22 protein-coding genes and 1 tRNA gene are annotated in these 26,128 nt (G+C 40.8%); 10 read left to right on the top strand and 13 right to left on the bottom strand.

Annotation, left to right across the window (positions count from 1 at the left end; genetic code table 11):
• Positions 1–4: 4 nt before the first annotated feature.
• The 8 genes from V6R21_RS30960 to ccoS all read right to left on the bottom strand — a co-directional run bounded on the left by V6R21_RS30960 (position 5) and on the right by ccoS (position 6,515).
• Positions 5–715, bottom strand: coding sequence for a sulfite exporter TauE/SafE family protein (locus V6R21_RS30960; RefSeq protein ID WP_334247362.1), 711 nt, complete (start codon positions 713–715; stop codon positions 5–7).
• A 1-nt stretch (position 716) separates the two neighbouring features.
• Entirely contained in the window at positions 717–1,160 is a 444-nt protein-coding gene (locus tag V6R21_RS30955) for a FixH family protein (RefSeq protein WP_334247361.1), read from the bottom strand.
• Positions 1,161–1,236: 76 nt separating this feature from the next.
• Positions 1,237–2,715, bottom strand: coding sequence for a cytochrome c oxidase accessory protein CcoG (gene ccoG, locus V6R21_RS30950; protein ID WP_334247360.1), 1,479 nt, complete (start codon positions 2,713–2,715; stop codon positions 1,237–1,239).
• Positions 2,716–2,810: 95 nt separating this feature from the next.
• Positions 2,811–3,695, bottom strand: a complete 885-nt coding sequence (locus V6R21_RS30945; RefSeq protein ID WP_334247359.1) for a cbb3-type cytochrome c oxidase N-terminal domain-containing protein — start codon at positions 3,693–3,695, stop codon at positions 2,811–2,813.
• 14 nt (positions 3,696–3,709) lie between these two features.
• Positions 3,710–3,931 (bottom strand): hypothetical protein, encoded by a 222-nt coding sequence (locus V6R21_RS30940; RefSeq protein WP_334247358.1) that lies wholly within the window; start codon positions 3,929–3,931, stop codon positions 3,710–3,712.
• A gap of 19 nt (positions 3,932–3,950) precedes the next feature.
• Positions 3,951–4,154, bottom strand: a complete 204-nt coding sequence (locus V6R21_RS30935; RefSeq protein WP_334247357.1) for a hypothetical protein — start codon at positions 4,152–4,154, stop codon at positions 3,951–3,953.
• 50 nt (positions 4,155–4,204) lie between these two features.
• Positions 4,205–6,379, bottom strand: coding sequence for a cytochrome-c oxidase, cbb3-type subunit I (ccoN, locus tag V6R21_RS30930; protein WP_334247356.1), 2,175 nt, complete (start codon positions 6,377–6,379; stop codon positions 4,205–4,207).
• Positions 6,336–6,515, bottom strand: a complete 180-nt coding sequence (gene ccoS, locus V6R21_RS30925) for a cbb3-type cytochrome oxidase assembly protein CcoS (RefSeq protein ID WP_334247355.1) — start codon at positions 6,513–6,515, stop codon at positions 6,336–6,338. Before ccoS ends, ccoN begins: the two co-directional genes overlap by 44 nt.
• A gap of 349 nt (positions 6,516–6,864) precedes the next feature.
• Between ccoS and V6R21_RS30920 the strand changes: the two genes are divergently transcribed.
• Positions 6,865–8,736 (top strand): ABC transporter ATP-binding protein, encoded by a 1,872-nt coding sequence (locus tag V6R21_RS30920; protein WP_334247354.1) that lies wholly within the window; start codon positions 6,865–6,867, stop codon positions 8,734–8,736.
• Positions 8,736–9,257 carry a hypothetical protein gene (locus V6R21_RS30915; protein ID WP_334247353.1) on the top strand — a complete coding sequence of 174 codons (522 nt, stop codon included), beginning with the start codon at positions 8,736–8,738 and terminating at the stop codon, positions 9,255–9,257. The genes V6R21_RS30920 and V6R21_RS30915 overlap by 1 nt, the downstream gene beginning before the upstream one ends.
• 64 nt (positions 9,258–9,321) lie before the next feature.
• Here the strand turns inward: V6R21_RS30915 and V6R21_RS30910 are convergent, their stop codons facing one another.
• Both V6R21_RS30910 and V6R21_RS30905 read right to left on the bottom strand, forming a co-directional pair.
• Entirely contained in the window at positions 9,322–12,468 is a 3,147-nt protein-coding gene (locus V6R21_RS30910) for a GAF domain-containing protein (RefSeq protein ID WP_334247352.1), read from the bottom strand.
• Positions 12,469–12,642: 174 nt separating this feature from the next.
• Entirely contained in the window at positions 12,643–14,871 is a 2,229-nt protein-coding gene (locus V6R21_RS30905) for a RelA/SpoT family protein (RefSeq protein ID WP_334247351.1), read from the bottom strand.
• A 429-nt stretch (positions 14,872–15,300) separates the two neighbouring features.
• Here V6R21_RS30905 and V6R21_RS30900 point away from each other — a divergent pair.
• Positions 15,301–15,382, top strand: a tRNA-Leu gene (locus tag V6R21_RS30900).
• 174 nt (positions 15,383–15,556) lie between these two features.
• Complete coding sequence (gene tig, locus V6R21_RS30895; protein ID WP_334247350.1) at positions 15,557–16,918, top strand: trigger factor; 1,362 nt, start codon at positions 15,557–15,559, stop codon at positions 16,916–16,918.
• Between the two features lie 76 nt (positions 16,919–16,994).
• Here the strand turns inward: tig and V6R21_RS30890 are convergent, their stop codons facing one another.
• Complete coding sequence (locus tag V6R21_RS30890) at positions 16,995–17,693, bottom strand: ABC transporter ATP-binding protein (RefSeq protein WP_334247349.1); 699 nt, start codon at positions 17,691–17,693, stop codon at positions 16,995–16,997.
• Positions 17,694–17,724: 31 nt separating this feature from the next.
• The gene (locus tag V6R21_RS30885) at positions 17,725–19,194 is read right to left on the bottom strand and encodes a DUF5687 family protein (RefSeq protein ID WP_334247348.1); all 1,470 of its coding nucleotides are present in this window, start codon (positions 19,192–19,194) and stop codon (positions 17,725–17,727) included.
• Between the two features lie 458 nt (positions 19,195–19,652).
• Between V6R21_RS30885 and queA the strand changes: the two genes are divergently transcribed.
• Positions 19,653–20,699: a tRNA preQ1(34) S-adenosylmethionine ribosyltransferase-isomerase QueA gene (gene queA, locus V6R21_RS30880; protein ID WP_334247347.1), complete on the top strand. Its 1,047-nt coding sequence runs from the start codon at positions 19,653–19,655 to the stop codon at positions 20,697–20,699.
• A gap of 108 nt (positions 20,700–20,807) precedes the next feature.
• Positions 20,808–21,455: an LON peptidase substrate-binding domain-containing protein gene (locus V6R21_RS30875; RefSeq protein WP_334247346.1), complete on the top strand. Its 648-nt coding sequence runs from the start codon at positions 20,808–20,810 to the stop codon at positions 21,453–21,455.
• A 7-nt stretch (positions 21,456–21,462) separates the two neighbouring features.
• On the opposite strand, the gene V6R21_RS30870 is transcribed toward V6R21_RS30875, so the two are convergent.
• Positions 21,463–21,957 (bottom strand): cytidine deaminase, encoded by a 495-nt coding sequence (locus V6R21_RS30870; RefSeq protein ID WP_334247345.1) that lies wholly within the window; start codon positions 21,955–21,957, stop codon positions 21,463–21,465.
• A 199-nt stretch (positions 21,958–22,156) separates the two neighbouring features.
• Here V6R21_RS30870 and V6R21_RS30865 point away from each other — a divergent pair, with 199 nt between their 5' ends.
• The 4 genes from V6R21_RS30865 (at position 22,157) to V6R21_RS30850 (ending at position 26,110) form a co-directional block, all read left to right on the top strand.
• Entirely contained in the window at positions 22,157–23,518 is a 1,362-nt protein-coding gene (locus V6R21_RS30865) for a saccharopine dehydrogenase family protein (RefSeq protein WP_334247344.1), read from the top strand.
• Between the two features lie 196 nt (positions 23,519–23,714).
• Entirely contained in the window at positions 23,715–24,497 is a 783-nt protein-coding gene (locus tag V6R21_RS30860; RefSeq protein ID WP_334247343.1) for an alpha/beta fold hydrolase, read from the top strand.
• Positions 24,498–24,570: 73 nt separating this feature from the next.
• Positions 24,571–25,488 carry an aminopeptidase gene (locus V6R21_RS30855; protein WP_334247342.1) on the top strand — a complete coding sequence of 306 codons (918 nt, stop codon included), beginning with the start codon at positions 24,571–24,573 and terminating at the stop codon, positions 25,486–25,488.
• Positions 25,489–25,552: 64 nt separating this feature from the next.
• Positions 25,553–26,110: an ankyrin repeat domain-containing protein gene (locus V6R21_RS30850; RefSeq protein WP_334247341.1), complete on the top strand. Its 558-nt coding sequence runs from the start codon at positions 25,553–25,555 to the stop codon at positions 26,108–26,110.
• Positions 26,111–26,128 lie beyond the last annotated feature (18 nt).

Here is a 26,128-nt window from a genome sequence, read left to right as displayed (position 1 = left end):
GAGCTTAATGACAAATCATCTCAGTCTTGTTACTCAGTGTCATATCATCTGTAATATTGGATGATGTCCCTACATTGTAAGCCCTGAAAATCAAAAGTCCTCCCATCAAGACAAATACATAAGGATAAAGCCTTTTTACATGGTTTCTGAAATTCATACTCACAAACTGTCCAGCTAAAGCAGCGCTCAACATCAAAGGCATTGTTCCTATTCCAAACATCAGCATATAACTCATGCCCTGAGTCATGCTACCAATTGCTACAGCATTTACGAGTGCCATATATACCAAACCGCAAGGTAAAAAACCATTTAACAGTCCAATTGTAAAGAAATTGTGTAGCCCTGCCTCTCTCAATAGTTTTCCTAATTGTTTACGAACAACACCAAACCACGAACCTAAAACAGGAATTTTCATCAGAAAGGTCTCAGGGTTTACAGAAAACAACCCTACCAACAGTAACATTACACCTAAAATGGCTGCAATGTAGACTTGGTAACCAATCAACCAGACAAGACTCTTACCCAATAAGCCTGCTATACCACCCAGCAAGGCATAGGTAACCGATCTGCCCAGATTATACAGAAGCCTTTCCAATACTGTATGCCAATGGTTATGGTTACCTTGTTTGCCTTGCATCGCCATAGCGATTGGTCCGCACATTCCAAGGCAATGAAAGCTACCTACAAACCCTAGTATAAAAGCTGTCCAAAGCATATTATGGAATGATTACTGATTTTTCGAAATAGTATGATTTACCTGCCTTTTCCCAATCAAGCTGCACAACCCATCTTCCTTTGGCTATATTATTTACCTCAATCTGCTGCTTGTTGTCACTGTCCAGTACCAATGCTTCGGTAAAGTCCATACGTGAATCAGCAGGCCTGTAAAGCTTTACTGTACCATTAGCATTTGCTGCCTCATCGGGCATTGCCACTACCAATGCCTCATTTTCTAGCTGATACTCTACCCTTGGCTGCTCCTCTAGCTGCTTGGTATTTTCCATCTTGGCCTTCTTATCAGAGTAAGCCAACTCTTCAGCATAATATTCTTTACTTACCATGTTAATCGGCACATCAAACGAGCGAATGACCATGGATAGGATAAAAGCGGCAAAACATACAAAGGCGATCACAACGCCCCATCCCCAGTTGAATTTCATAGTTTTATCGTATTTAGTTGGAGACTTGAGATAAATGGCTGTTATATACCTCAAATCCTCTGTCTTACATCTTGTGTTATTTTGCTGGACCAAGGAAATTGGTTTCAACATGCTCCAATTTCTCTTCTCCTGAATAGATTTCGAATTGAACTTCCGTTTTCATTCCTTCCAATCGCTCAGCAGGAATGTCCACAAAGAAGATTCCGTCCAGAATGTCTTGTGCCTTCAGCTCCAGTTCATCACCTCCCGCAAAAGTAATCTTACCTTCAGGAGCTACGAGTTTCACTGTAATAGGCATATTTTCGTTGGTCTTGTTTATAACCTGCAAGGAGTAGATGTTTCGGATGTCTCCATTTTCTGCCTTTTGGTAAATCATACCAGGTACTCTCAAAATAGTTGTTTCTGTACTATCTCGTGAGGTAAGCAAATACCCGAATGCGCCAACCAACAATGCGAGTACAACGGTATAGGCTATAATTCGAGGTGTAAATCGGAATGGCTGCTTTTGTTCGATACTATTCGCAGATGCATACCTGATCAAGCCTTTGTCTTTACCAATTTTATCCATTACAGCATCGCAAGCATCCATACAAGCGGTACAGTTTACACACTCCAACTGAATCCCGTTACGAATGTCAATACCTGTTGGACAAACCTGTACACACAGATTACAGTCAACACAATCGCCTTGCTTTTTTTCAAGGTGACTTAAGGTCAATGGTTCCACTGTAACAGCCGCTGCCGTATTGCAACCACTGCATGGAGATTGCTGTTTGCTCTTTTTCAGCTTCCCTCTTGGCTCACCTCTTTCATGATCATAGGTAACCGCTATTGAGTCTTTGTCCAGCAATACGCCTTGCAGACGACCATAAGGACAAACTGCGATACATGCCTGCTCTCTGAACTTGGCAAATACAGCATAGAATACTAAGGCAAAAGCAAGGTGGGCTACAAAGAGTCCCCAGTTGTCAAGCGGTGACTGTGTCATCATATTCAACACACGCTGTCCACCGAAAATGTATCCCAAAACCATATTGGCTATCAGGAAGGAGAAGGAGAGAAAGATGGTATGCTTGGCTGTTTTTTTAAGGATCTTGTCAGTAGTCCAAGGTTGTTTATCCAGTTTACGCTGTTGATTGGCGTCTCCTTCAATCCAATATTCAATCCGACGGAAAACCATCTCCATAAATACTGTCTGCGGACAAGCCCAACCACACCATACCCTACCATATACCACCGTAAACAGTACGATAAAGATGATCAGCATGATCATCCCCAATACAAAAATGAAGAAGTCCTGCGGTACAAAAAGGTTTCCTAAGATGACAAACTGTCGTTCAAGGATATTGAACATCAGAAATGGCTCACCATTTACTTTTAGAAATGGTCCGGCAAAAAAGAATGCGATCAGCAGGTAAGCAACCCACTTACGGGCATTATAAAAACGGCCTTTAGGCTTCTTGGGGTAAAGCCAAATTCGCTTTCCATCTTCGCCTACTGTTGAGATGGAATTTCTGAATTCTTCAGGGTTTTGGCTGTGCAGTTGGTTGACCATAGTCGATGAGATTGTCTATTGTCAGCAGCAAACCTCCATGGGGAAAATCCCAATGGAGGTATTACAAACTAGCTGAATATATATATTACCAAGTATTACTGTTCGGCTTCCCACTTCTCCCCTTGTGGCGCTTTGCCATTTTCAGGATTTGATCCCTGCAACGTCAGGATAAAACTTGCCACTCTCTGGATCTGCTGTGGCGTCATTTTCTTTTCCCAAGACTGCATCGCTGTATTTGGTACACCATACTTCACTGTCTTGAAGATGTCTTTGATACCACCACCATGCAACCAGTATTCGTCTGTCAGGTTTGGTCCTGCTCCACCTTCACCTACTTTACCATGGCAGGTACGGCAGTTTTTAGTAAAGATGTCCTGACCTTCTGCCAACGCTGCTTCTTCTGAGGCTACTTCTACATTTGTCTCATCAATCAAGCTTGCCATTTTGGCTAGGTAAGCATCTCTTGCCTGCTCAGCTGCTACCATCTCAGCTCTATACTCTCGAACTGATACTGCATCATCTGCATCTGTCCACCAGTGATAAACACCCAAGTAACAGAAAGCAAAAACAATGGTAAAGTAGAACATATACTTCCACCAAGGTGGCAATTGGTTGTCCAGCTCCCTAATGCCATCATATTCATGATCCATTAGGATATCTGTTTCAAGTTCCATTGGTTTGGCTGCATTGAATTTCTGCCAAAACCATTTCCACCAGCCTGTCTCAGCTTCCTCAACTGCTTCAGCAGGCACTTCTTCTTTTTTGAGTTGCAAACTCACTACATAATACAGCGAGAATGCAATTCCCATGATAGCTATAAACAACAGGAACAACACAAAAAGCATTGCAAGTACCAGAATATCGAAGTTTTCAACTCCTGCCAGCAACTGGTCACTTTTTGTAGCTGCCATTGTATTTCCTCCTGCCATCAGCAATGGTAGCAGGAACAAGACTTTTTTGTGTAGATTTAGTTTCTTCATCTCTCATTCAGGGTTTAGGCAGTTACTACAGTTGACAGTTCCCGTTTACGCTGAACCGTTACCAACACAGTGTAAAGAATCAGGGCTAGTACCAGAAAAAGTAGAAACAGGATAAAGATGCCCGCTCCCAACAGTATCATGACCCACTCTCCAGCGGAATAACTTTCCACAAACCCTTGCAATCCAGAAGCCGCAAAGCTAACCTGAGGACTTACCAAGAGCATTGTCATAGCCATGAGCAGGCCAGTCAGATATTTATACATTGCTTTCATTGGTCAACTCATTTTTGTGTGCGTCTGAATCAAGTTCTAACGGCAAGGACGAGAGTGCATTCACCTGTTCCTTTTTCATAGAGAAGGCATAAATCAACCAAGCTGTGAAAAAAGTGAAGAAGATGATGATTCCGATAACAGGAAAAACCTCAATGCCTTCAATCGATCTCAGAACGTCTTTATACATATTTTTTATGGTTGACCCATCGCCCTCTTAGGCGACGGGAGGTTTATCACTTATTTTGAAGGTACGTTGTCAGACTTACCAACATCAGTTCCCAGACGCTTCAGATAAGCAATCAGGGCTATGATCTCCTTGTCTTTAGAAGCTTCAATGTCGTCACCTTTCAGCTCTGCCACGATAGAAGCTGCTTGCTCTTCCAAGTCGTCATTTGCCTTAGCGGCATACCCTTCAGCATAAGGAACACCCAGTTTCTGCATCGCTTCGATCTTAGACGCTGTAGTCGTCTTATCCAGATCATTTTCAAGCAACCAAGGGTATGGAGGCATGATCGAACCTGGTGATACCAGCGTAGGGTCCATCATATGGCGGTAGTGCCAAGCTGCATTCGGGTTATTGACCCCAATACGGTGCAAATCAGGACCAGTACGTTTAGACCCCCATTGGAATGGTCTATCGTAGATAAACTCACCTGATTTAGAGTATTCTCCATAACGCTCTGTTTCCGAACGGAACGGACGAACCATTTGTGAGTGACAGACATAACAACCTTCTCTCAGGTAAATGTCACGTCCTTGTAGTTCAAGTGGTGTGTAAGGTTGTACAGATGCGATTGTCGGTACATTAGACTTCACCAAATATGTTGGCAGGAACTCCACCAAACCACCAATTGAAATCGCCACGATTGACCAGATTGTCATTTGGATTGGACGTCTTTCAATCCACTCATGCCATCTTTGGATTCTACCTCCATCACCTGTCAGTGCTGGTGCACTTGCTTCTTCTTCGGCTTGCAGCGACCCTTTCTTGATCGTCATGAAGATGTTATAAGCCATCATCAAGGCACCTGTCAGGTAAAGTGTACCACCCAATACTCTCAGTTTGTACATTGGAAGAATTTGTACCACTGTCTCCAAGAAGTTAGGGTACTTCAAGAAGCCTGCTTCAGTAAATTCTTTCCACATCAGCGATTGTGTCCAACCAGCCCAATAAAGCGGAATAGTATAGAACAGGATACCCAGTGTACCAATCCAGAAGTGCGTATTGGCCAATTTTGTAGAGAAAAGCTCTCTCTTATAAAGCCGTGGTATCAACCAGTAAAGCATACCGAATGTGAAGAAGCCATTCCAGCCCAAACCTCCAACGTGTACGTGAGCAATGGTCCAGTCTGTATAGTGAGAAATTGCATTCACACTCTTGAATGACATCATTGGCCCTTCAAACGTAGCCATACCGTATGCAGTAATCGCTACCACAAAGAATTTCAATACAGGGCTAGTTCTTACAGTGTCCCAAGCACCTCTCAAGGTCAGTAGACCATTCAGCATACCACCCCATGATGGAGCAATCAGCATTACAGAGAATACAGTACCCAGTGATTGTGCCCAGTCAGGCAATGCTGTATAGAGCAAGTGGTGTGGACCTGCCCAGATATAGATAAATATCAGGGACCAGAAGTGAATGATTGACAACCTGTAAGAGTATACAGGTCTATTTGCCGCCTTTGGTACGAAGTAGTACATCAGGCCTAGGTAAGGGGTTGTCAGGAAGAATGCTACGGCATTGTGACCATACCACCATTGTACCAGTGCGTCCTGTACCCCTGCAAAGATTGGATATGACTTCGTGAATGAAATCGGAAGCTCAAGGTTATTGACAATGTGTAGTACAGCAACTGTCACAAAAGTCGCAATAAAGAACCAGATCGCTACATACAGGTGTCTTTCTCTCCTTTTGATCAGTGTCATGATCATGTTTACACCGAATACTACCCATATTGCTGCAATAGCAATATCGATTGGCCACTCCAACTCAGCATATTCCTTAGCTGAGGAAATACCCATTGGTAAGGTAATCAGTGCGGAAAGAATGATTAACTGCCACCCCCAGAAATGGATTTTGGTCAGTACATCGCTAAACATACGAGCCTTGACCAACCGTGGCAATGCATAATAGATACCTGCAAACATACCATTTCCCACAAAGGCGAAAATAATGGCATTGGTGTGCAACGGTCTGATACGACCAAATGTGAGCCAAGCGGTTTCCATGTTCGCTTCAGGCAGTACCATCTGTATGGCGGCTATAAGCCCCACCAGCATCCCTGCCACGCCCCAAAAAATAGTAGCAACTGCAAAATTCCTTACAGCTACGTTGTCGTAGAAAAAGCGCTCCAGATTGGATTCACTATTCCTCTGAACGGTCTGACTGATTTGTTCTTTTGTAATCATTTTCTTCAAACAGTATTCTGATGCTTGGTGTGTAAGTATCATCATACTGATCTGAGTTTACAGACCAAATAAAGGCCAACAGGAAGCAAATTGCCACCACCAAACTTATCCCGATCAATATGACTATAGCACTCATAGGTTTAAATAAATGTAACTGTCTCGAACAAAAGTAAGGTGATGCTCATCGATGGACATTGACCGCCGTCAACCCTTTTATTGACTTTGATCAACAAAATTTAGAAATGGATATTTTTAATGACTGTAAAGGGTAAAAGACTGATTCTGATCAAAAAAACTCTCTCAAGAGTAGCGTATAGAATCAGGTATTTCGTTATTAGAAAAAGAATGGTGGTTAATGAATTAAAAAAATACTACCCGCAGTCAGAATATTCTTCCATCTGATCATGGAAGTTTACTATTTTGCACTATCATCACACTATTGATTAGGCTATCAACTAATACTATACTGTACAAATAAGGTCCACATGCAAAGACAGCCCCAACAGCTTAAGCTACTGGAAATAAAGAATCTTACTATTTCATCTTTAGGCAATACTGGTTACCATACGATCATTGACGACTTATCCATTAGTGTCAATAAGGGAGAAACCTTAGGCATTGTTGGAGAGTCTGGCTCAGGAAAGTCTGTTACGGCTCTTTCACTGTTGCAGCTCTTGCACACTCCCTCTATCCAAGTAAACAGTGGTGAGATCCTTTACAACAGTCAAAAGTTTGGAGAAATTGACTTGCTCAAGCTTCGCCCAAGCCAAATAAGAGGAATTAGAGGAGCTGAGATAGGGATGATTTTTCAGGATCCAATGAGTTCACTCAATCCTGTTTATACTTGTGGAAACCAAATGATAGAAACCATTCTTGAGCACCAAAATGTCAGTGCCCAAGAAGCTTGTAAACGAGCGCTTAACCTATTTGAAAAAGTAAAGCTTACCCCTGCCAAAAAGATTTTCCGTTCCTATCCTCACCAAATTTCAGGAGGACAGAAACAGCGGGTGATGATTGCCATGGCGCTTGCCTGTGAGCCTTCTCTACTTATTGCGGATGAGCCAACTACCGCACTTGACGTAACAGTACAGAAATCTATTCTAGAACTGGTACAGGAGCTTAACAATGAGTTCAATACCTCTACCCTATTTATATCACATGACCTTGCCGTGATAGCCGAGATGGCTGATCGTGTTGCAGTAATGTATAAAGGTAAAATTGTTGAGCAAGGTAGTGTGTGGGACATCTTTGAGAATCCGCAACATCCTTATACCAAAGGGCTATTAGCTTGTCGTCCAAGACTAGACATCAAGTTTAAAAGACTTCCTGTATTATCTGACTTTGTAGACAGCCTTACCGAATCTGGAATTGGCATCAGGGGACGTTATGCTTCTGTGGGTGAAGCCATTATTTGGAACAAGCAAACAGAGGATGAGATCAAGCAACGTAATCAGGAGCTAGCAAGTCAAAAGCCCATTCTTTCGGTCAGAAATCTGGAAACACATTTCCCCGTCAGCAAAAACTGGCTTGGCAAACCGACTCAATGGATGAAAGCGGTGGATGATGTATCTTTTGATGTATTTTCAGGAGAGACTTTAGGTCTTGTTGGAGAGTCAGGCTGTGGCAAGACTACACTCGGAAGAAGTATTTTGCAGCTTATTAAACCTTCTGCTGGTGAAATTATCTTTGAAGGAAAAGATATCACCAAGCTAAGTGAAAAGCAGCTAACGACGCTTCGAAAAGATATTCAAATCATTTTCCAAGACCCATATGCTTCATTAAACCCAAGGCATACTGTTGGGGAAGCTATTATGGAACCAATGCGTGTACATAATATTTACCGCTCTGAAAAGGAAAGAAAGATTGAGGCTATCAAATTACTGGAACGTGTCAACCTAAATGCCGCTCACTTTAACAGGTATCCGCATGAGTTTTCGGGAGGGCAACGTCAACGTATCAGCATTGCCAGAACATTGGCTGTAAAACCCAAATTCATTATCTGTGATGAATCTGTTTCAGCCTTGGATGTTTCAGTACAGGCGACAGTACTGAACCTACTGAACGAATTACGTGATGAATTCAATTTCACCTATATCTTCATTTCCCATGACCTTGCTGTAGTCAAATTTATTGCAGACCGTATCATGGTAATGAATGAAGGTAAAATTGTAGAGATTGACTTTGCTGAAAACATTTACAAGAATCCGAAAGAGGCTTATACCCAAAAACTGATTGATGCCATTCCTAGAGGTGACCTTCAGGATATTCAACGTGCTATGCTTAAGCGCCTAATGCAGAAGAGAGAGCGTAAAACCGTGGCACAAGCATTGGAACTCAGCCCTGAAAGTAAGAAATAATGCAAAGGCTTATCATTCTGTCTGACTTATGGGGAAAAGAAAAAGCTGAATGGACTCAGCTATACACTTCAGTACTTGACAACACCTTCGATATCCAATATTATGATTGTTGCGAATTGGGTAACGTCAATAAGGCCGATTATACTGAAGCAAGCCTGCATCAGCAATTTGTAAATGGTGGAGTTGAAAAAGCAGTTCAAAGCCTATTGGCAAAAGAGACAGGTCCTACATATGTTTTAGCATTTAGTATTGGGGGTACTATTGCTTGGAAAGCTGCCCTTCTAGGATTAAACATCCTCAGTCTATTTGCTGTCTCTGCTACTAGGCTAAGGTATGAAAAGGATAGTCCTCCCACGAATATCAATCTGTATTATGGTGATGAAGATCCATATAAACCTGAACAGGCTTGGTCTAACCAGTTTCAATTAGCTTTTGAACTAATTTCTTTTCACAATCACTCTCTTTATAAAGACCCTGCTTTTGCTAAAAAGCTTTCAAATACGATCGCCCTTTGTGTATAAGAAAAAAGGCAGTAAGTTTTAGAAACTTATTGCCTTTTCTATTTAAAGTTACCTATTTCGGTTATTATGGTCTAAAGCCAATTACCAAAATATCATCTGTCTGCTGAGACACACCTTCCATCCAATTCATCAGCTTTCTTCTTAATACCTTACGCTGACTATCCATTGGCTGGTCATGTATTTCCAAAAGCATCTCCTTGAAGTTTTTCATCAGGAACTTGCTACCCTCTTGATTGAACTGGTCTGCATAACCATCTGAGAAAATATAGTAAGCCGCATTATCATCTAATGAGAAAGTATGCTTGGTATAGCTTTCACTTTCATAACGGTCACTTCTTCTTCCTCCGATTGGCATGCGATCACCTTTAATCACTTCCATTTCACCATCGACAATCCTTACCAGTGGGTTTTTAGCGCCTGCATACTCAACCTGACGTGTATCATAATTGATTACACAAAGAGCTAAATCCATTCCATCTTGATTCTCTGTCTCGCTTTGGTTCAGCTGTTTGTGAACACGGTCATGCATCAGGTTCAATACTTCATCTGGAGATTCGATATCCCTTACATTGACGATCTCATTGAGCAAGTTGTTGCCAATAATACTCATAAATGCACCCGGAACACCATGACCAGTACAATCTACTGCTGCCATAAACAGCTTACTGCCTTTCTTCAGGAACCAGAAGAAGTCACCACTTACAATATCTCTTGGCTTAAAGAATACAAAAGAATCTGCAAGCAGGTCATTGATCAAGGTTCTGTTCGGCAGCATTGCCTGCTGAATACGCTTGGCATACTTGATACTTGAAGTCATCTTCTGGCTGGTCTTCTGGATCTCCTGGTTTTGAAGCTCCATCTTATGATAAGACTCAGCGTTTTCCACTGCAATTGCTGTGTATACTGCCAGGTTTCGAAGGATGTTGATATGGTACGGTGTATAAGCATTTTTCTTAAAGCTTTGAACCGTGATTACACCAATTACCTTATCCTTTGTTTCCAATGGCAAGTAAATAATAGACTCTGGGCTTTTTCCAGCCTCAGGAGCCTTCATCTCCTCGATATACTTATTATACTCTCTCTCGTAATCAAGGATAAATACCTCCTTATGATTCTTGATACTCCATACTGAGAATCGGTGATCATCATCCATAGGGTGATAGAATGTTGGTAGCTTTTCACCCGCTTCCAATGCACCCCTAAACTCGATATGGTTCTTGATCGGATTAATAATACCTACACCAAATGCAGAAGCATCCATCAAGTTATTGACGTGCTCATACATGGTAGAGATAATATCTTCTGTAGAAAGGGTAGATGTCAACTCCATACCCATATCAGACAGGAGTTCTACGTCTTTCAGCGATTGCTCCAGCTTACTGTGCTGTACCTCAATCTGCTCTTTCTGCTTCACTACCTCCGATGTACGCTCATCTACAATTTCCTCCAGACTCTCGTATACCAAGGCGTTGTCCAATGCAATACCTACATAAGCCGCCAAGTTTCGAAGGATGTTCAGGTCCTGCTCTCCATAAGCGTACTTTTGGTTACTCTGGATGGTAATTACTCCCAAAGGACCTACTTTACCAACAAGTGGCATGTAAATTACCGACTGAGGAAGCCCTGAGGTATCTGCAGGAAGCTGTGTATCAAGATATTTATTGAAATCTTTATCCAAATCATGAATCAATACTTCCTCTTGTCTTTTAAGACAGTAAACCGAAAGTTTTGAATCATCTGATATTTCATAAAAATAAGCAGGAAGCTTTTTATCATACTCAATGGTACCCGGAACGTCAATCCTGTTTTTACGTGAATTGTAAACACCAATTGAGAAGATTTTGGCGTCCATCAGGTTGTTGACATTCTCATATACCGTTTCGATAATTTTATCTACCGAAAGGTTGGCTGTAATGTCCTGACCTATCTCACCCAACAGTTTTACTGTTTCAAAAGCATTCTTCAGTTCCTGCTCATGTGCCTTTGCCTGTACTGCAAATTTCTCTGCATTTGCCAAACGCGCTTCCATCAATGAAGCATTGTCAATGGCAATAGCTACATAAACAGACAGGTTTCTAAGAATATTCAGGTGGTAATTTGTGTAGGCATTTTCAGTCTTGCTCTGTACTGTGATTACACCAACAGTCTCTTGCTTGTCCCTGATTGGCAAATACACCACTGACAGCAAATCTCCACCTACATTAGGCGCAGGCAGTTCTGTCTCACCAAAGTAGTTCGCATATTCCTTATGGTAGTTGCTGATCAGAATTTCTTCACTATTCTTAAAACACCTAACAGCTAACCTGTTTTCCTCGCTTAAAGAGTAGTAATTGAATGGCAAACGCTCTCCATTTTCAATAGACCCTGAAAACTCGATGCGTTCTTTTTCCTTATTGAAAATTCCTATATCGAAAGCATAAGCATCCATCAGCTCATTCACTTTCTCATAGACTGTTTCAATAATGGTTTCTACCGAAGTAGCATCTGTAATGGCTTGACCAATACTTCCCAAAGTAGCGATTTGCTGTTCAAAGCTTTCACTCAATGACTCGATTGACTTTTCCTGCTTTGTCACCACTGGCTTTGGCGCTTCTTTTACAGCTACCTCTGTCTGCTGGCTAAATGCCTGCTGTGCCTGAACCATCAGCGATTGGTTCAATACACAATTCTGCAATGTGATTGCCATTTGAGGAGCTAAAAGCTCCATATACTCCAATGTTTCAGGAGTGAATGTCTCTTCTTTTGTTCTGTTTTCTATTAACAGGAAACCTACATTAACATCCTGATTTACCAATGGAAGCAAACTGACCATAAATGGCTTTACAGTATTGAGATACTCGTCCTCTCCAAAGTGTACTACCATTTGTGTCTTGGTAATAGAAATGGTACGAGGTTTTCTTTTCAGTCGCTCAAACACCTGTAAAGGAAGGGTGGAAGTGTCAGCCATAACTGCTTCCTGATGGATTGTCAGTTCGCCTTTATCAAGCTCGGCTAAAATCTTGTAATGGTCACCTGATTTAATCACCAGCATTACACGATCAGGATTCAGCTGTTCATTGGTAAGTTGAATCAACTTGCGTGACAGACCTGAAAGTGTTACTTCCCTTGAAATGTCTTGGTAGACTTTGATCAGTGTATTCTCATTCTCCATGGTATATTCAGCAGTAGCCCCATTGGGGTAGATTCCAAAAAAATATGCGGGACATGTCATTGAAAATATTACCTGACAGTCCAATCAGCAGCATATATATGGTAGTATTGGCTGCTTGCCCTTTTCAAAAGAGCCTTGTTTGATATAGCAAAATACAATTATTTCTACAAAAAGTAATGCTAAATACAAAACGGAGAAATCCCCACAATAGGTATAGGGACTCCTCCATTAATTTTATTCTTCTAATCTTATCACCTTTACAATACCATCAATATCCTTGAGATTATTGATAAGGTTATCAGCTTCATCTGTGTCATGCACTGAAAGTCCGATAGTTCCTTTGAAGATACTACTCTCAGTATCAATGGAAATAGACTTGATATTCACACACATTTGTGTCGAAATAATCTTGGTCACATCATTTACCAAACCAACACGGTCAGTTCCTTCCACCTTCAGCTTAATTTCGTACTCACTGTCCTGACTGTTAGCCCAACGTGCCTTGATAATTCGGTAGCCATAGTTGGCCATCATCGAAACAGCATTAGGGCAATTGGTTCTATGTATCTTGATACCATTATTGATCGTGATAAAACCAAAGATGTCATCTCCAAATATCGGGTTACAGCATTTTGCCAATGAGTAATGTACGCTTTCCATATCCTCCCCGATCACCAGTTCGTCACCATCTTGTCGGATACGTCTAATGCGCTTTTTAAACTCCTTGGCGGTTTCAGGTACAATCTTCTCTGAGCGCAATTTTTCATTTTGCTTGTGCTGCTCATTGAATTTCTTGATCTCTGTATGATCAATAATACCTTCCCCTACTTGAGAGTATAGATCCAGCTCAGTCTGTAAACCAAAGTAGTCTTTCAGTTGCTTCAGTGTTCGGTCATTGAACGGCAAGTGCATCTGCTTAAGCTTACGCTCAACAATCTCACGACCGAGTTCAGACATTTTTCTCTTGTCTTCTTTCAGGTAAGACTTGATCTTTGCTCTTGCCCTTGAGGTTTTTACAAATTGCAACCAACCTTCTGTTGCCTTTGGCTTATTGGCCGTCAGAATCTCAATCTGATCCCCATTTTTCAATTCATGGTTCAAAGGCACCAGTCGACCGTTGATTTTTGCACCCAAACATTTGGCTCCTACCTCAGTATGAATATCAAATGCAAAGTCCAATACAGTAGAACCTTTAGGGAACACTTTCAAATCCCCTTTAGGAGTAAAGGCAAAAACCTCTTTATTGAATAGGTTAGAACGGAAATCGTCCAAGAATTCGATGGCACTCATCTTGTCATTCTCCATCATCTCACGGACGGCATTCAACCAGCTTTCTATACCTTGTTCCCTTGGCTTTCCATTCTGAGCGCCTCCTTTTCCTTTTTCCTTGTACTTCCAGTGAGCTGCGTATCCTTTTTCAGCAATCTCATCCATCCGCTCACTTCTCACCTGTACCTCTACCCAGTGACCTTCAGGACCCATAACTGTAGTATGCAAAGACTCATAACCATTGGCTTTCGGCATACTGACCCAGTCTCTCAGCCTACTCACATTTGGTCTATAATGATCGGTTACCACAGAGTAAATCTGCCAACATTTCGCTTTTTCCATCTCCATGGTCGAACCGAAGATGATTCGAATTGCAAACAGGTCAAACACTTCCTCAAACGGAATGTTCTGTTTACGCATCTTATTAAAGATAGATCGAATGGATTTTGTACGTGACTTGATCCGGTACTTTATCCCCATTCTATCTAGGTCTCGCTTGATCGGCTCTGTAAAGGTATTGGTAAACTTTACCCTTGCTGGCTCCGACTTTCTGAGTTTCTCAGATATTTCATCATAAGTTCTCCTGTCCGAATACTTCAGAGAAAGGTCTTCCAGCTCAGACTTTATATTATAAAGTCCTAACCTGTGTGCCAACGGTGCATAGATGTACTCCGTTTCTGACTTGATCTTAAGACGCTTGTCTTTTGGCATACTCTCAAGCGTACGCATATTGTGCAAACGGTCAGCGATCTTCACCAGTACCACACGGATATCTTCCGAAATTGTCAACAGCATCTTCCTGAAGTTTTCCGCTTGCAGCGAATCTCCCTTTGCTGATGTTTCCGATATCTTGGTTAACCCTTCAACAATTTTGGCTACTTTCGAGCCAAAATGCGTTTCAATGTCATTAAACGTATATTCAGTATCCTCCACCACGTCATGCAAAAGTGCAGACACGATAGAGGTAGTACCTAATCCTATTTCTTCTGTAACAATAGTCGCTACTGCCACAGGATGATAGATAAATGGCTCCCCTGACTTACGACGCATATCTTTATGCGCCTCAGTAGCAAATACAAATGCTTTCCTGATGGTTTTCTGGTCATCCCCCTGCAAATATGGACTTGCTTTTTGCAGCAGGTTGCGGTACATCTTCAGCAGCGTCTTGTTTTCCTTTTCAACGTCAATATTCATGACACACCACGGTATTTAATCTTAACTAAGCAAATGAATGCAGGACCTTATCCCTGAATACTATGCAAGGTATAAAACATAATGTTGCCTGACATCTAAGTCAGTAAAAATTCGTTCACCAAACATTATAAACTCACTTTTACAACTAAACAAATTATGCTTGTGTTATAGTAGGGTGTACGCTAGGTCTATATAATAATGTAATGGGCTATATTCCTTAGCTGAGTACTTCTTATACACCCCCTATCGTATTTCACCTCCTATTTGGTGCTTTATTCTATATAAATTACGTTATAAATCTTAAAAAAATCCCATAAAAGACCATATTTAAAGCTTCTTTATAAAAAAAATCACGCAAGGCATTGCAAAAAAACTTCTTATCATTACCTTTGCACCGCATAAATTGAATGTACAGAGGCAACATTCGATGCGGATGTGGCGAAATTGGTAGACGCACTAGACTTAGGATCTAGCGCCGCGAGGCATGGGGGTTCGAGTCCCTCCATCCGCACAATAATCTGACAGCTAATAACAAACAATTCTCAATCTGACAGGTTGAGAATTTTTTGTTTAGAGTCAGCCCTAGTATTTTCCTTGGCAGGTTAGCCTCTGCCTATCAGTGCAAAATGGGAAACCCTGCAAGTGAAGATCTGTAGATTGTCACACACAATAAATCTTAAGAACCTTGGAATTCAAATTTGATAAAAAAGAGAACTCTTACGGCCTGTTGACTGTACAGGTGGCAGAGAGCGACTTCCTACCTGAATTTAACAGACGAGTTAAAGAACAGGCACAAAGAGCCAACTTCAAAGGCTTCCGTCAGGGTAAAGTTCCTCCATCATTGATGAAAAAGATGGTAGGTAAAGACCTGAAAATGGACGTTTTCAATGCAACAGTTGGTCAAGCAGTTGACAACTACCTGAAAGAGAATGATATCAAAACTATGTTCCAGCCAATGTACAAGGGTGATTTCCTGACTCCAGAAAAACTGGATGCAGAGAAAAACTTCACGCTTGAGTTCGAACTGATGGTTGATCCTGAATTCGACTACACGTTGGACAAAAGAGTTAAGGTTAAAGGATACGAGCTGGAAGTAACAGATCAGGACGTTGAGAACACAATCAACAAACTGATGGAAACATACCCTAATCAGGTAGATGCTGAAGCTGTTGCTGAAGGTGACTCTGTAAAAGCTGTATTCAAAGCAGAAGCTAACGACTTCGAAAAAGAAGCAGTTTTGGAGCTTGACGAGAAAGTTCAGGATGAAGTGAAGAAAGCTTTCATCGGTAAAAAAGTAGGTGAAGAAGTATCTTTCGATGCTGAAAAAGTATACGAAGACGCTAAGCGTTTGAGACTGCTTTTCGGTGGTGACAAAGAAGAGGCTAGCAAATTCACTGGCACTTTCACTGCTAAGATTGAAAACATCAGCAGAAAAGAGACTCCTGCATTGGATCAAGAGTTCTTTGACAAAGTATTGGGCGAAGGCAAAGCAAGCAACGAAGAAGAATTCAGAGCTGAGCTTAAGAAGATCATCGGTGAGGCTAACGAACCTGCGATCGACTCTACTTTGGCGGATGCTATCAGAACTAAACTGTTGGACAAAACTTCATTCGAGCTGCCAACTGACTTGCTGAAGAAAGTGATGAACAACTCTAACCAGAACAAACTTTCTGACGAAGAGATTGAGGAGAAATTCCCATCATTCGAAGAAGCTGTTAGATGGAGAGTAATCACTAACAAAATCTTCGCTGATGCTGAGCTTAAAGTTGAGCACTCAGAAGTTGAAGCTGCTGCTGGCGAGCAAATCCAAGCTCAAATGGCTCAGTTCGGTATGGCTGATATGGAAGAAGAGCAACTGTCTCAATTCGTTCAGAACTACCTGACTTCAGAGAACGGTAAGTACTTCGAGCAAACTTACGAGCAAGTTTACAATGACAAGCTGATCAGCTACGTGAAAGAAAAAATCACTGTTGACGCTGAGAAAGTAGATTTGGCTCAGTTTGAGGAAATCTTGAAGGCTTCTATGGAAGATAAAAAGAAGAAGTAATTTTCTTCTAGAGAATAAATACAAAAGCCCTCTGCTTCAAATGAAACAGAGGGCTTTTTTAATCTATGACCTGACTTCAGGAAAGTGCAAAGTACTCTTCCAACTCTTTTAGAGTTGCTTCTTCCGTCACAATATCTTTTACGAGTTCACCTTTCTGCATCACTACAATTCTTTCACAAACCTCCGTTACATGATTAAGGTCGTGGCTTGAAATCAGTAAGGTCGTACCATGTTCTTCCTTAAATTCCCTCAGTAACTTCTTCAGACGAATCTGTGTCGTAGGGTCAAGGTTTGCAAAAGGCTCATCCAATACCAACACCTCAGGATTTGGTAACATAGCAGCTACTATTCCCACTTTCTTTTGGTTTCCTTTTGAAAGGTCACGGATGTATTTCTTGTGTCCCAAAATTTCGCCATTAAACAACTCTTCATACTGTTGAAGTCTAGCACTAATCTCCGCCTTATTCAGCCCATGTAACTTTCCAACAAAAGCAAAGTATTCATCCGGTCTTAGGTAACCAATCAGGAAGCCTTCATCCAAATAAGAGCCTGTATAGCTTTTCCATGTTTCACCCTGTGACACATCAGCTCCATTGGAGTAAATATGTCCACCAGAAGGTTTTACAAGATCCAACAGCATCCTGAAAAGTGTTGTCTTTCCTGCTCCATTATTACCTACCAACCCAAAACTCTGCCCCTTTTCTATTTCAAGTGATGGGATATTAACCACCACATTATCCTTGTATTGCTTTAATATATATTGAATAGATATCATCTTATATGTCGTTTTTGGTCATAAACTTAAATCAGCTTTCTCTAAATGTCTCTGCAATCTCATACTTGGTGGATGTGATCTTTTCAGCGATTTCCTTGATCCACACATTTGTCAGAGACAAACTCAGCAAGCTGCAAGCGCCAATTGCTATCAGTCCATTCTCATAGGCTCCGAATGCCCAGAAAGGCGCAAAAATCATATACGGTAAAGAGAACAAAGGAAGCCCTACAAGCAACTGACTTTTCCCCACTCCCTGCCAGCTGTAAGCCGAAGCATTGAGTTCCATCTTACGACGGTTGTATACTGAAAAGCCCAGCATAATAACGCTACCTATACCAATACAGTATAGGTACATCGCTGTATTAATTGCTATGAACTTTATATCTATAAAACCATATAGAAGCGACATCAGGTAGCATAGGGTCGTAACGCCATTAATCAGCCAAAGCTTTGCTTTATAATATTTTTTCAGGTCAATATTCTGGGAAAAGATGCCGTCAATGTAAGCTCCTTCCCATGAGAGAATAAACTGACCATAGTTAATCATAAAGATTCCGCACATAAAAACCCCTGTAAAAAGAAACATGCCATATGAGTCTGCATACTGGTCATTCAAAACGAATATCAACCCATAAGCAACTCCCAGAGGAATCATCAGAAGCATACCACGGGTTCTCTTGTTTCTGATAATCATTTTTGCTTCCAGCATCATATAGTTTCCTGTCTCTCCCAACTTATCCAAAAATGATAACGCAGGTATATCTCCAAGCTTGAAGGCATCCTTTGGCACTGCATCCAAATAAGTATGGTGAAGCAGGAAGTTGTAATTCGCAAAATAGAATACCAAGGGATACAGGATAAGCAGAAGCGAAAACCAAGGATAATCCAGAAAGAAAGTAAACGTATAGGTAGATATTGTAATCAGGGAAATGATATCAAACCGGTCGAGCAATATCAAAGTAGCATAGAGCAATACCCCTACAAAAAGCCACTTGCTATTCATATGTGACAACCGTTTGATAAAGCCTCCCAGATATGAATTACCAATTACAATTAAGTAAATACCAATCCCCCAAAGCATGCTGGTTTGTATTCCATAGGTCGGAAGCACACCTTTTACAGTAAAGGGCACCAGTACCAGCAGCGGTAAAAAGTTGTACACATTGAAAAGCATCCTGAAAAGGACATGGTGAGCCACTTTCTTTTTGGAAATTGGCAGGTGCAGATAAGGCCATGCAGACATTACAGGTAAGTTGGAAAAAATGTAGCGTACCAGAATATCTCCAATAACATAATAAAGTAATAGTCCACTAAAAGCATATTCTACTGGCACACCAGGGAATAATTCTTTTAGAATAAGGTCAGAAGCATACCCAATCAAAGCAAAAGAGCCTGCGATATACAAGACCAGCAATGCCACAAAGATGTTGACTGCTATATTGTTTCGCCACATTTTGGCTCGCCAATTTTCTTTGAATTGGTGCTTGAACAAAGTCAGCATACGAGAAGTCAGTTAAATGTTCAGTGTTCAGTTACAGCGCACCCTCTTCGAATTTTTGTTATAATAATGGGTACCCGAAGGAATGTATTTCTACAATAAAGAAAAAGTTTTCGTACTCAAGTTCAAACGAAATATTCTAAAATAAGGTTGAAATAATGACAATATAAATAGTTTAGAAAAAGGGTTTCTCTAAAAAAATCCTATATTCTTTTACTTTGCCACAGTACTGATGATTATCAGTCAGGCATTAATTACGCACATAAAAAAACACCTTAAATAATTGCTTATTTTCAATAAATTTATAAAGAGATTTATTAATTTTACGCCTTCGTTTTTGGGTGTACCCCGAAACAACTTGCAAACTTTCAGCTTGAAGCTACTTCCGTAACTGATGTTACCAATTAGCTAAAGGCATTTTTCAGACACTTATTTAGTCAATAAATACATAAATCCTTGGGATGAAATTATCTGAATTCAAGTTCAACCTTCCAGAGAAACTGATAGCAAAATACCCTTCTGAAAATAGGGATGAGTCAAGATTGATGGTAATCCACCGTGATTCCGGCAAAATTGAGCACAAAGTGTTCAAGGATGTTATCAACTACTTTGATGAAGGTGATGTATTCGTAGTCAATAACACCAAAGTATTCCCTGCGCGTCTATATGGCAACAAGGAAAAAACAGGGGCTAAAATTGAAGTGTTCTTGCTAAGAGAACTCAACAAGGAGTCTCATCTTTGGGATGTACTGGTAGACCCTGCTAGAAAGATCAGGGTAGGTAATAAGTTATATTTTGGTGATGGCAACCTGGTAGCTGAGGTAATTGACAATACTACCTCTAGAGGACGTACTATCCGTTTCTTGTTTGACGGTGACGATGCTGAGTTCTACAAAACTATTGAAGAACTAGGAGAAACTCCTCTTCCAAAAGACTTGGAGCGTGCAGCTGAACCAAGTGACAGAGAGCGTTTCCAAACAATCTTTGCAGAAAAGAAAGGAGCTGTTGCAGCACCAACAGCTGGTCTTCACTTCACTCCTCAAGTAACTAAGAGACTTGAAATTAAAGGAGTTGATCTGGTTCCAATTACATTGCATGTTGGATTGGGCACCTTCCGTGAAGTAGACGTGGAAGACCTGACCAAACACAAAATGGATTCAGAAAACTTCCAGGTTACTCAAGAGACTGTTGATATTGTAAACAGCGCTCTGACAGGTAAAAGAAATGTATGTGCAGTTGGTACTACAGTGATGCGTGCACTTGAAACATCTGTTTCAGCATCGAACCTTCTGAAAGCAAATGAAGGGTGGACTGATAAGTTTATCTTCCCTCCATACGATTTCAAAATCTGTCGTTCATTGGTAACCAACTTCCATAAGCCACAATCTACACTGATGATGATGGCTGCTGCCTTTGGTGGTTACGAACTGGTCATGCATGCTTACGAAGAAGCTGTAAAAGAAAAATACAGATTCCTTACTTACGGAGATGCAATGCTTATTCTCTAAGTAAGTCTACCAAGACGTTCTTCCTACAGCCCCAAACTGTGGGAAGAACGACTTATCCACACTTCTCCCCACAACACCAGCTACTGACACATACTACTATCTGCAATCATGCCCAAAAAAAATGTCCAACGTATTCCTTTCTTTCCTCTCAACCTTATTGTGTTTCCCAGCGAACCACTAAATCTTCATGTTTTTGAACCCCGCTACAGGCAGCTTGTCAAGGATTGTCTAAACCTGAATACTCCTTTTGGCATTCCTCCCCATATTAATGAAAGAACTATGAGTTATGGCACTCTCATGGAAATTGAAGCTGTAGTTAACAAGTATCCAGATGGGCGCATGGATATCAAAACCAAAGGGATTCAAACTTTTTATATGAATAGCTTTGAGAACCCAATGGAGGATAAGCTGTATGCTGGAGGAAGTGTGGTGGAAATCCCTATGAATGACAATGCAAATGATGCTCAGAAATGGATGCTAGTTGAAAAAGTGACAGAGCTTTTTGACTTGATGGAAGTTAATATTTCATTTGATGCAAAAACACCTTTTCTATCCTTCAAGTTAGGTCATCACATTGGACTGTCCGTAGGGCAAGAATACCATCTCCTGACAATTCCTGATGAATATAAAAGAATTGAATACATGCTTGACTATGTTGAGAGAGCACTTCCTATTGTACGGGAGATTGAACGAAGCAAGCAGCGTATAAAAATGAATGGACATTTCAAGAATATACGCTTCCGCTTCGATGAGTAAAAGTATCTTACTTTTCTTGAAGCAACGAGTCACCATCAAACGTGACTGGCAAAAGGCTCTTCATGCTGTCTGCCACTAAGTATGCCCCCCCTTCTGTCTGCATAATCATTCTAATTGGCTCACCTTGTTTGTACTCATACTCTAGAAGCGCCTGTCTGCAAGACCCACATGGTGAAACAGCTACAAAATCCTTATTATCAGGTCTTGCCACAACTGCAATCATTTCAATTTTTTTCCCTGGACGATTTCCTCCAATCCAATATACCGCACTCCGCTCTGCACACATGCCTGACGGGTACGCTGCATTCTCCTGGTTACTTGCCACTACTATTTCTCCATCTTCCAAAAGCATGGCTGCTCCTACATTGAATTTTGAATAAGGAGCATAAGCCAAACTGGATGCTTCTTCTGCTCTACGAACTAACTTTTGGAACGATGAAGGCAGTTCATTCAGATTCTCATAAAAATCCAAATCAGTATTTAAAGTGATTCTTTTTGGCATCTTTCAAATTGTTATGTTGTCAATAAATCCAACTTCACGACAAAGTACATAAGTACCTGCTATTGTTCTTATAATTGGATGGTAAGAATATTTCAACAGAAATACTTCTTACTGATTCGCCACCCCAATAATTTTCATATTTTGGTACCCATTAACATCCAACTGTTCTATAAACAATACAATAAACTAACACATTAAGATGCACAAAATTTTTATTATCGGGGCAGGAAGATCCGCTTCATCCTTGATCAGCCATTTGCAGGAGCGGTCTCTAGAGAAAAACTGGAAACTCGTAATTGGTGATTTTCAAAAAGAACTAGCAGAAAGCAAAGCCAAAAACCATCCACACTGTGAAGCCATTTTTTTTGATGCCAATGATGCTACGCAACGTAAGGCAGAGATTTCCCAAGCTGACATAGTGATATCAATGCTTCCTGCAAGCATGCACTATTTGGTAGCCAAAGACTGCATAGCCTTGAAAAAACACCTGATCACAGCCTCTTATGTCTCTAAAGAAATTGAACAATTACATCAGGAAGCAATCAAGAATGATGTACTACTACTGAATGAGATTGGACTGGACCCAGGTATTGACCATATGTCTGCCATGCAGATGATCAAGGGTGCTAAAGATAAAGGATACCATATTGAAGCGTTTGAATCCTTTGCGGGAGGTCTGCTTGCTCCTGAAAGCGAAAACAATCCTTGGAAATACAAATTCACTTGGAACCCTCGTAACGTAGTATTAGCAGGACATGGTGGTGCTGTTAAGTTCTTACATAACGGACGTTATAAATACATTCCTTATAACAGGGTTTTCCGCCGAACTGAAATCATTAATATCGACGGATATGGCAGATTTGAAGGTTATGCCAACCGTGACTCTCTAAAATACATTGAGAAATATGGGCTTCAGAACACCCCTACCGTCTATAGAGGAACACTGAGACGTCCTGGTTTCTGCCGTGCATGGGATTGCTTTGTGAAAATTGGGGCTACAGATGACAGCTACATTATGGAAAACTCCGAAAACATGACTTATCGTGAGTTTATCAACTCATTCTTGGCTTACAACCCCAATGATTCTGTTGAGCTTAAACTGATGTATTACCTGAAAATAGATCAGGACTCTGATGTCATTGAGAAATTACACTCATTGGATATTTTCAGTGACAAAAAAGTGGGACTGAAGAATGCGACTCCTGCACAGATTCTTCAGAAAATACTGGAAGACAAATGGACATTGGCTCCAACCGACAAAGATATGATTGTTATGTACCATAAGCTGGTATATGGTACTGGTACCACTCACCGCCTTCTAACTTCACATATGGTTATTAAAGGTGATGATCAGGTTGAAACAGCTATGGCTAAGACAGTAGGTTGGCCAATGGCAATTGCGACTGAGTTATTGCTAGATGGCAAGATCAGTATGAGAGGTGTTCAGATTCCAATTCACCCTGAAATTTACGAACCTGTCTTAAGTGCATTGGCACAAAAAGGTATTGTATTCCAAGAACATGAAATTGAACTGGACCCTCAACAGATGAGTAGCTTATAATAGCTGAAAAGGGAAAAAACATTTAAGCAAATCCCATTTATTCCCTTAAAAAATTCTATTTTTATATTACATATAAGCTAATAATCTTACATACTTAGATAAAATAGGTCTAGGGTATGCAACAAATAAAGCCGCTCCATAGGCAAGCACTATGGAGCGGTCTATTAAAAATCCACCTTAAAATTCCTTCAAACCAATGTCCCAACTAGAATATACAGATCAAGGAAGTGGTCCTTGTATCGTTTTACTGCATGGATTCTGTGAATGCAAGGAGATATGGGAAAACTTATCAGCTAAGCTTTCCAAGGAGTTCAGGGTTATTTGTCCCGATATGCCTGGCAATGGAAAAAGTCCGCTTACTGATGATGTGCAAAGTCTTTCTGATTATGCACGAAAAATAAATGAGACACTGCAAACTGCTAGTGTTGAGACATGCGTAATGATTGGGCACTCATTGGGTGGGTACGTTACACTTGCCTATGCAGAGCAATTTCCCGATGCACTTTCAGGAATAGGATTATTTCACTCTACAGCATTCGAAGACGATGATGACAAACGTGAAAACAGGGATCGAGCGATTGAGTTTGTCCGTCAGAATGGCGCTGAAAAGTTTATCAAATACATGTTTCCTAACCTTTTCTCTGCTACGACCAAAGACACCAAGCCAGAGGTAATAAAGCAAGCCATCGAGTTGTGTCTTAACAAGTGTAGTATTGAGAGTGTAGAAAGGGCTTCATTAGCCATGAAAGCGCGTCCAGATAGGATCAATATTGTTAAGACTTTTCCTAAACCTATTCTATACATAATAGGAAAAGAAGACCAGTCTGTACCGCTTCAAAAAGGCTTGGAGCAATGTTACCTTCCTTCAGACAGTCATGTCCACTTTATGCAAGAGGTTGGTCATATGGGTATGTTTGAAGCTCCCGAAAAAACATTGTCCACAATTAATTCTTTTGCACATTATTGTTATATCCAATAACAACCTAAACATCGAATTTTGTTACCCCAAGGTTCCAAAACCTTGGGTCCTTTAACCAATTATTATAACCCATATGGAATTACTCGAACAACTATGTGGCATTCATGCACCATCTGGTAATGAGGCTGCTATGAAAGAGTTTATTCTGGAGTATGTATCAAAAGAAAAGAAGCACTGGATAGTACAACCAGAGATCTTTTCTGGAGAACAGTTTCAGGACTGCATTGTACTTGTATTCGGAAAGAAACCACGCACGGCCATTTTTGCACATATGGACAGTATCGGGTTTACGGTGAAATACGGAAATGAGATTGTAAAAATAGGTGGTCCCAAAACCCAAACAGGCTACAAACTCACTGGTTCTGATAGTAAAGGGCCTATAGAGTGTGAAATGGATGCTCCTGAGGGAAGTAAAAAGTCTTTTTACACCTTTGAAAGAGAAATTGAAAGGGGAACCGACTTGGTCTTCAAATGTGATTTCAGACAAAGCAAAGAGTATATCCAATCTTGCTATATGGATAACAGACTAGGCTGTTGGAATGCCCTAAAAGTAGCCGAAACACTAGAAGAAGGGATTATCTGCTTTTCCACTTATGAAGAAGTTGGAGGCGGCAGTGTCGGCTTTTTAGGTAAGTTTATCTATGAAAAGTATGGAATACAACAGGCGTTGATCTCTGATATAACTTGGATCACTAAGGGGGTTAAAGATGGAAAAGGGGTTGTGATCTCCATGAGAGACAGAGGAATTCCTCGGCGCATTTACATAAATCAAATCATTCATTTAGCAGACCAATCAGGCATTGATTACCAACTAGAAGTGGAAGACGCTGGCGGAAGCGATGGTCTGCAATTACAAGCAGCTCCTTATCCATTTGACTGGTGCTTTATTGGCGCTGCTGAAGACAATGTCCACACTCCTGATGAAAAAGTACACCGTCACGATATTGACTGTATGGTCAAACTATATCAATACTTAATGAAGCATTTATAGCCTCTCATAGGCTTGATGTCTATATAACCCATTCGATTGTCATATTAAAAAACTTATTATCATCATGACTAGACTGAAAATAACATCATTATTATTCTGGTTTCTGACTTTATCATGCTGCGTCAATGGTTATACCCAAAATAACGATTACGACAAACTCATGGCAGCTATCCAAGGCAACAATGTTTCTGACTTGCAAGCAATGGTTGACCGTGGTACAGACCCAAATGCAAGAGACATTTTCCAACAAACTACTTTACATAAAGCTGCCAAATTTGGTCGTTTGGAATGCACTGAAGTCCTGCTTGAGGCTGGTGCTGACCCAAATGCAAGAGGCAAAAACGACAAGACACCTCTTTATGATGCTGTATTTGCTGGTGAAAACCTGATTGTCAGCACACTCTTGACATATGGTGCAGACCCTAACCTTCCATATGGAGAAGATGAGAAAAACCTTCTTCACCTGCTGTCTGACAGAACCAACCGACTGAGCACTATCATTATTCTACTGGACAATGGAGCAGACCCTAGAGCTGTAGATAGGCATGGAAAAAATGCAATCTACTATGCTCGAAAGAACAAGAACAAAGAGCTGGTAAAACTGATGAAAAAGTATCGCTAGTTTTCCACCATAAACTGT

Origin of the sequence: Limibacter armeniacum, assembly GCF_036880985.1 — a bacterium.
GTDB classification, from domain to species: domain Bacteria; phylum Bacteroidota; class Bacteroidia; order Cytophagales; family Flammeovirgaceae; genus Limibacter; species Limibacter armeniacum.
Note: the sequence above shows the minus strand (reverse complement) of the source record. Positions and strands in the feature narration are given on the sequence as shown.

Excerpts from the sequence above, each read along its gene's own strand:
- V6R21_RS30960 (WP_334247362.1), bottom strand. The coding sequence starts at position 715 with ATGCTTTGGACAGCTTTTATACTAGGGTTTGTAGGTAGCTTTCATTGC.
- V6R21_RS30955 (WP_334247361.1), bottom strand. The coding sequence starts at position 1,160 with ATGAAATTCAACTGGGGATGGGGCGTTGTGATCGCCTTTGTATGTTTT.
- ccoG (WP_334247360.1), bottom strand. The coding sequence starts at position 2,715 with ATGGTCAACCAACTGCACAGCCAAAACCCTGAAGAATTCAGAAATTCC.
- V6R21_RS30945 (WP_334247359.1), bottom strand. The coding sequence starts at position 3,695 with ATGAAGAAACTAAATCTACACAAAAAAGTCTTGTTCCTGCTACCATTG.
- V6R21_RS30940 (WP_334247358.1), bottom strand. The coding sequence starts at position 3,931 with ATGGCTATGACAATGCTCTTGGTAAGTCCTCAGGTTAGCTTTGCGGCT.
- V6R21_RS30935 (WP_334247357.1), bottom strand. The coding sequence starts at position 4,154 with ATGTATAAAGACGTTCTGAGATCGATTGAAGGCATTGAGGTTTTTCCT.
- ccoN (WP_334247356.1), bottom strand. The coding sequence starts at position 6,379 with ATGATTACAAAAGAACAAATCAGTCAGACCGTTCAGAGGAATAGTGAA.
- ccoS (WP_334247355.1), bottom strand. The coding sequence starts at position 6,515 with ATGAGTGCTATAGTCATATTGATCGGGATAAGTTTGGTGGTGGCAATT.
- V6R21_RS30920 (WP_334247354.1), top strand. The coding sequence starts at position 6,865 with ATGCAAAGACAGCCCCAACAGCTTAAGCTACTGGAAATAAAGAATCTT.
- V6R21_RS30915 (WP_334247353.1), top strand. The coding sequence starts at position 8,736 with ATGCAAAGGCTTATCATTCTGTCTGACTTATGGGGAAAAGAAAAAGCT.
- V6R21_RS30910 (WP_334247352.1), bottom strand. The coding sequence starts at position 12,468 with ATGACATGTCCCGCATATTTTTTTGGAATCTACCCCAATGGGGCTACT.
- V6R21_RS30905 (WP_334247351.1), bottom strand. The coding sequence starts at position 14,871 with ATGAATATTGACGTTGAAAAGGAAAACAAGACGCTGCTGAAGATGTAC.
- V6R21_RS30890 (WP_334247349.1), bottom strand. The coding sequence starts at position 17,693 with ATGATATCTATTCAATATATATTAAAGCAATACAAGGATAATGTGGTG.
- V6R21_RS30885 (WP_334247348.1), bottom strand. The coding sequence starts at position 19,194 with ATGCTGACTTTGTTCAAGCACCAATTCAAAGAAAATTGGCGAGCCAAA.
- queA (WP_334247347.1), top strand. The coding sequence starts at position 19,653 with ATGAAATTATCTGAATTCAAGTTCAACCTTCCAGAGAAACTGATAGCA.
- V6R21_RS30875 (WP_334247346.1), top strand. The coding sequence starts at position 20,808 with ATGCCCAAAAAAAATGTCCAACGTATTCCTTTCTTTCCTCTCAACCTT.
- V6R21_RS30870 (WP_334247345.1), bottom strand. The coding sequence starts at position 21,957 with ATGCCAAAAAGAATCACTTTAAATACTGATTTGGATTTTTATGAGAAT.
- V6R21_RS30865 (WP_334247344.1), top strand. The coding sequence starts at position 22,157 with ATGCACAAAATTTTTATTATCGGGGCAGGAAGATCCGCTTCATCCTTG.
- V6R21_RS30860 (WP_334247343.1), top strand. The coding sequence starts at position 23,715 with ATGTCCCAACTAGAATATACAGATCAAGGAAGTGGTCCTTGTATCGTT.
- V6R21_RS30855 (WP_334247342.1), top strand. The coding sequence starts at position 24,571 with ATGGAATTACTCGAACAACTATGTGGCATTCATGCACCATCTGGTAAT.
- V6R21_RS30850 (WP_334247341.1), top strand. The coding sequence starts at position 25,553 with ATGACTAGACTGAAAATAACATCATTATTATTCTGGTTTCTGACTTTA.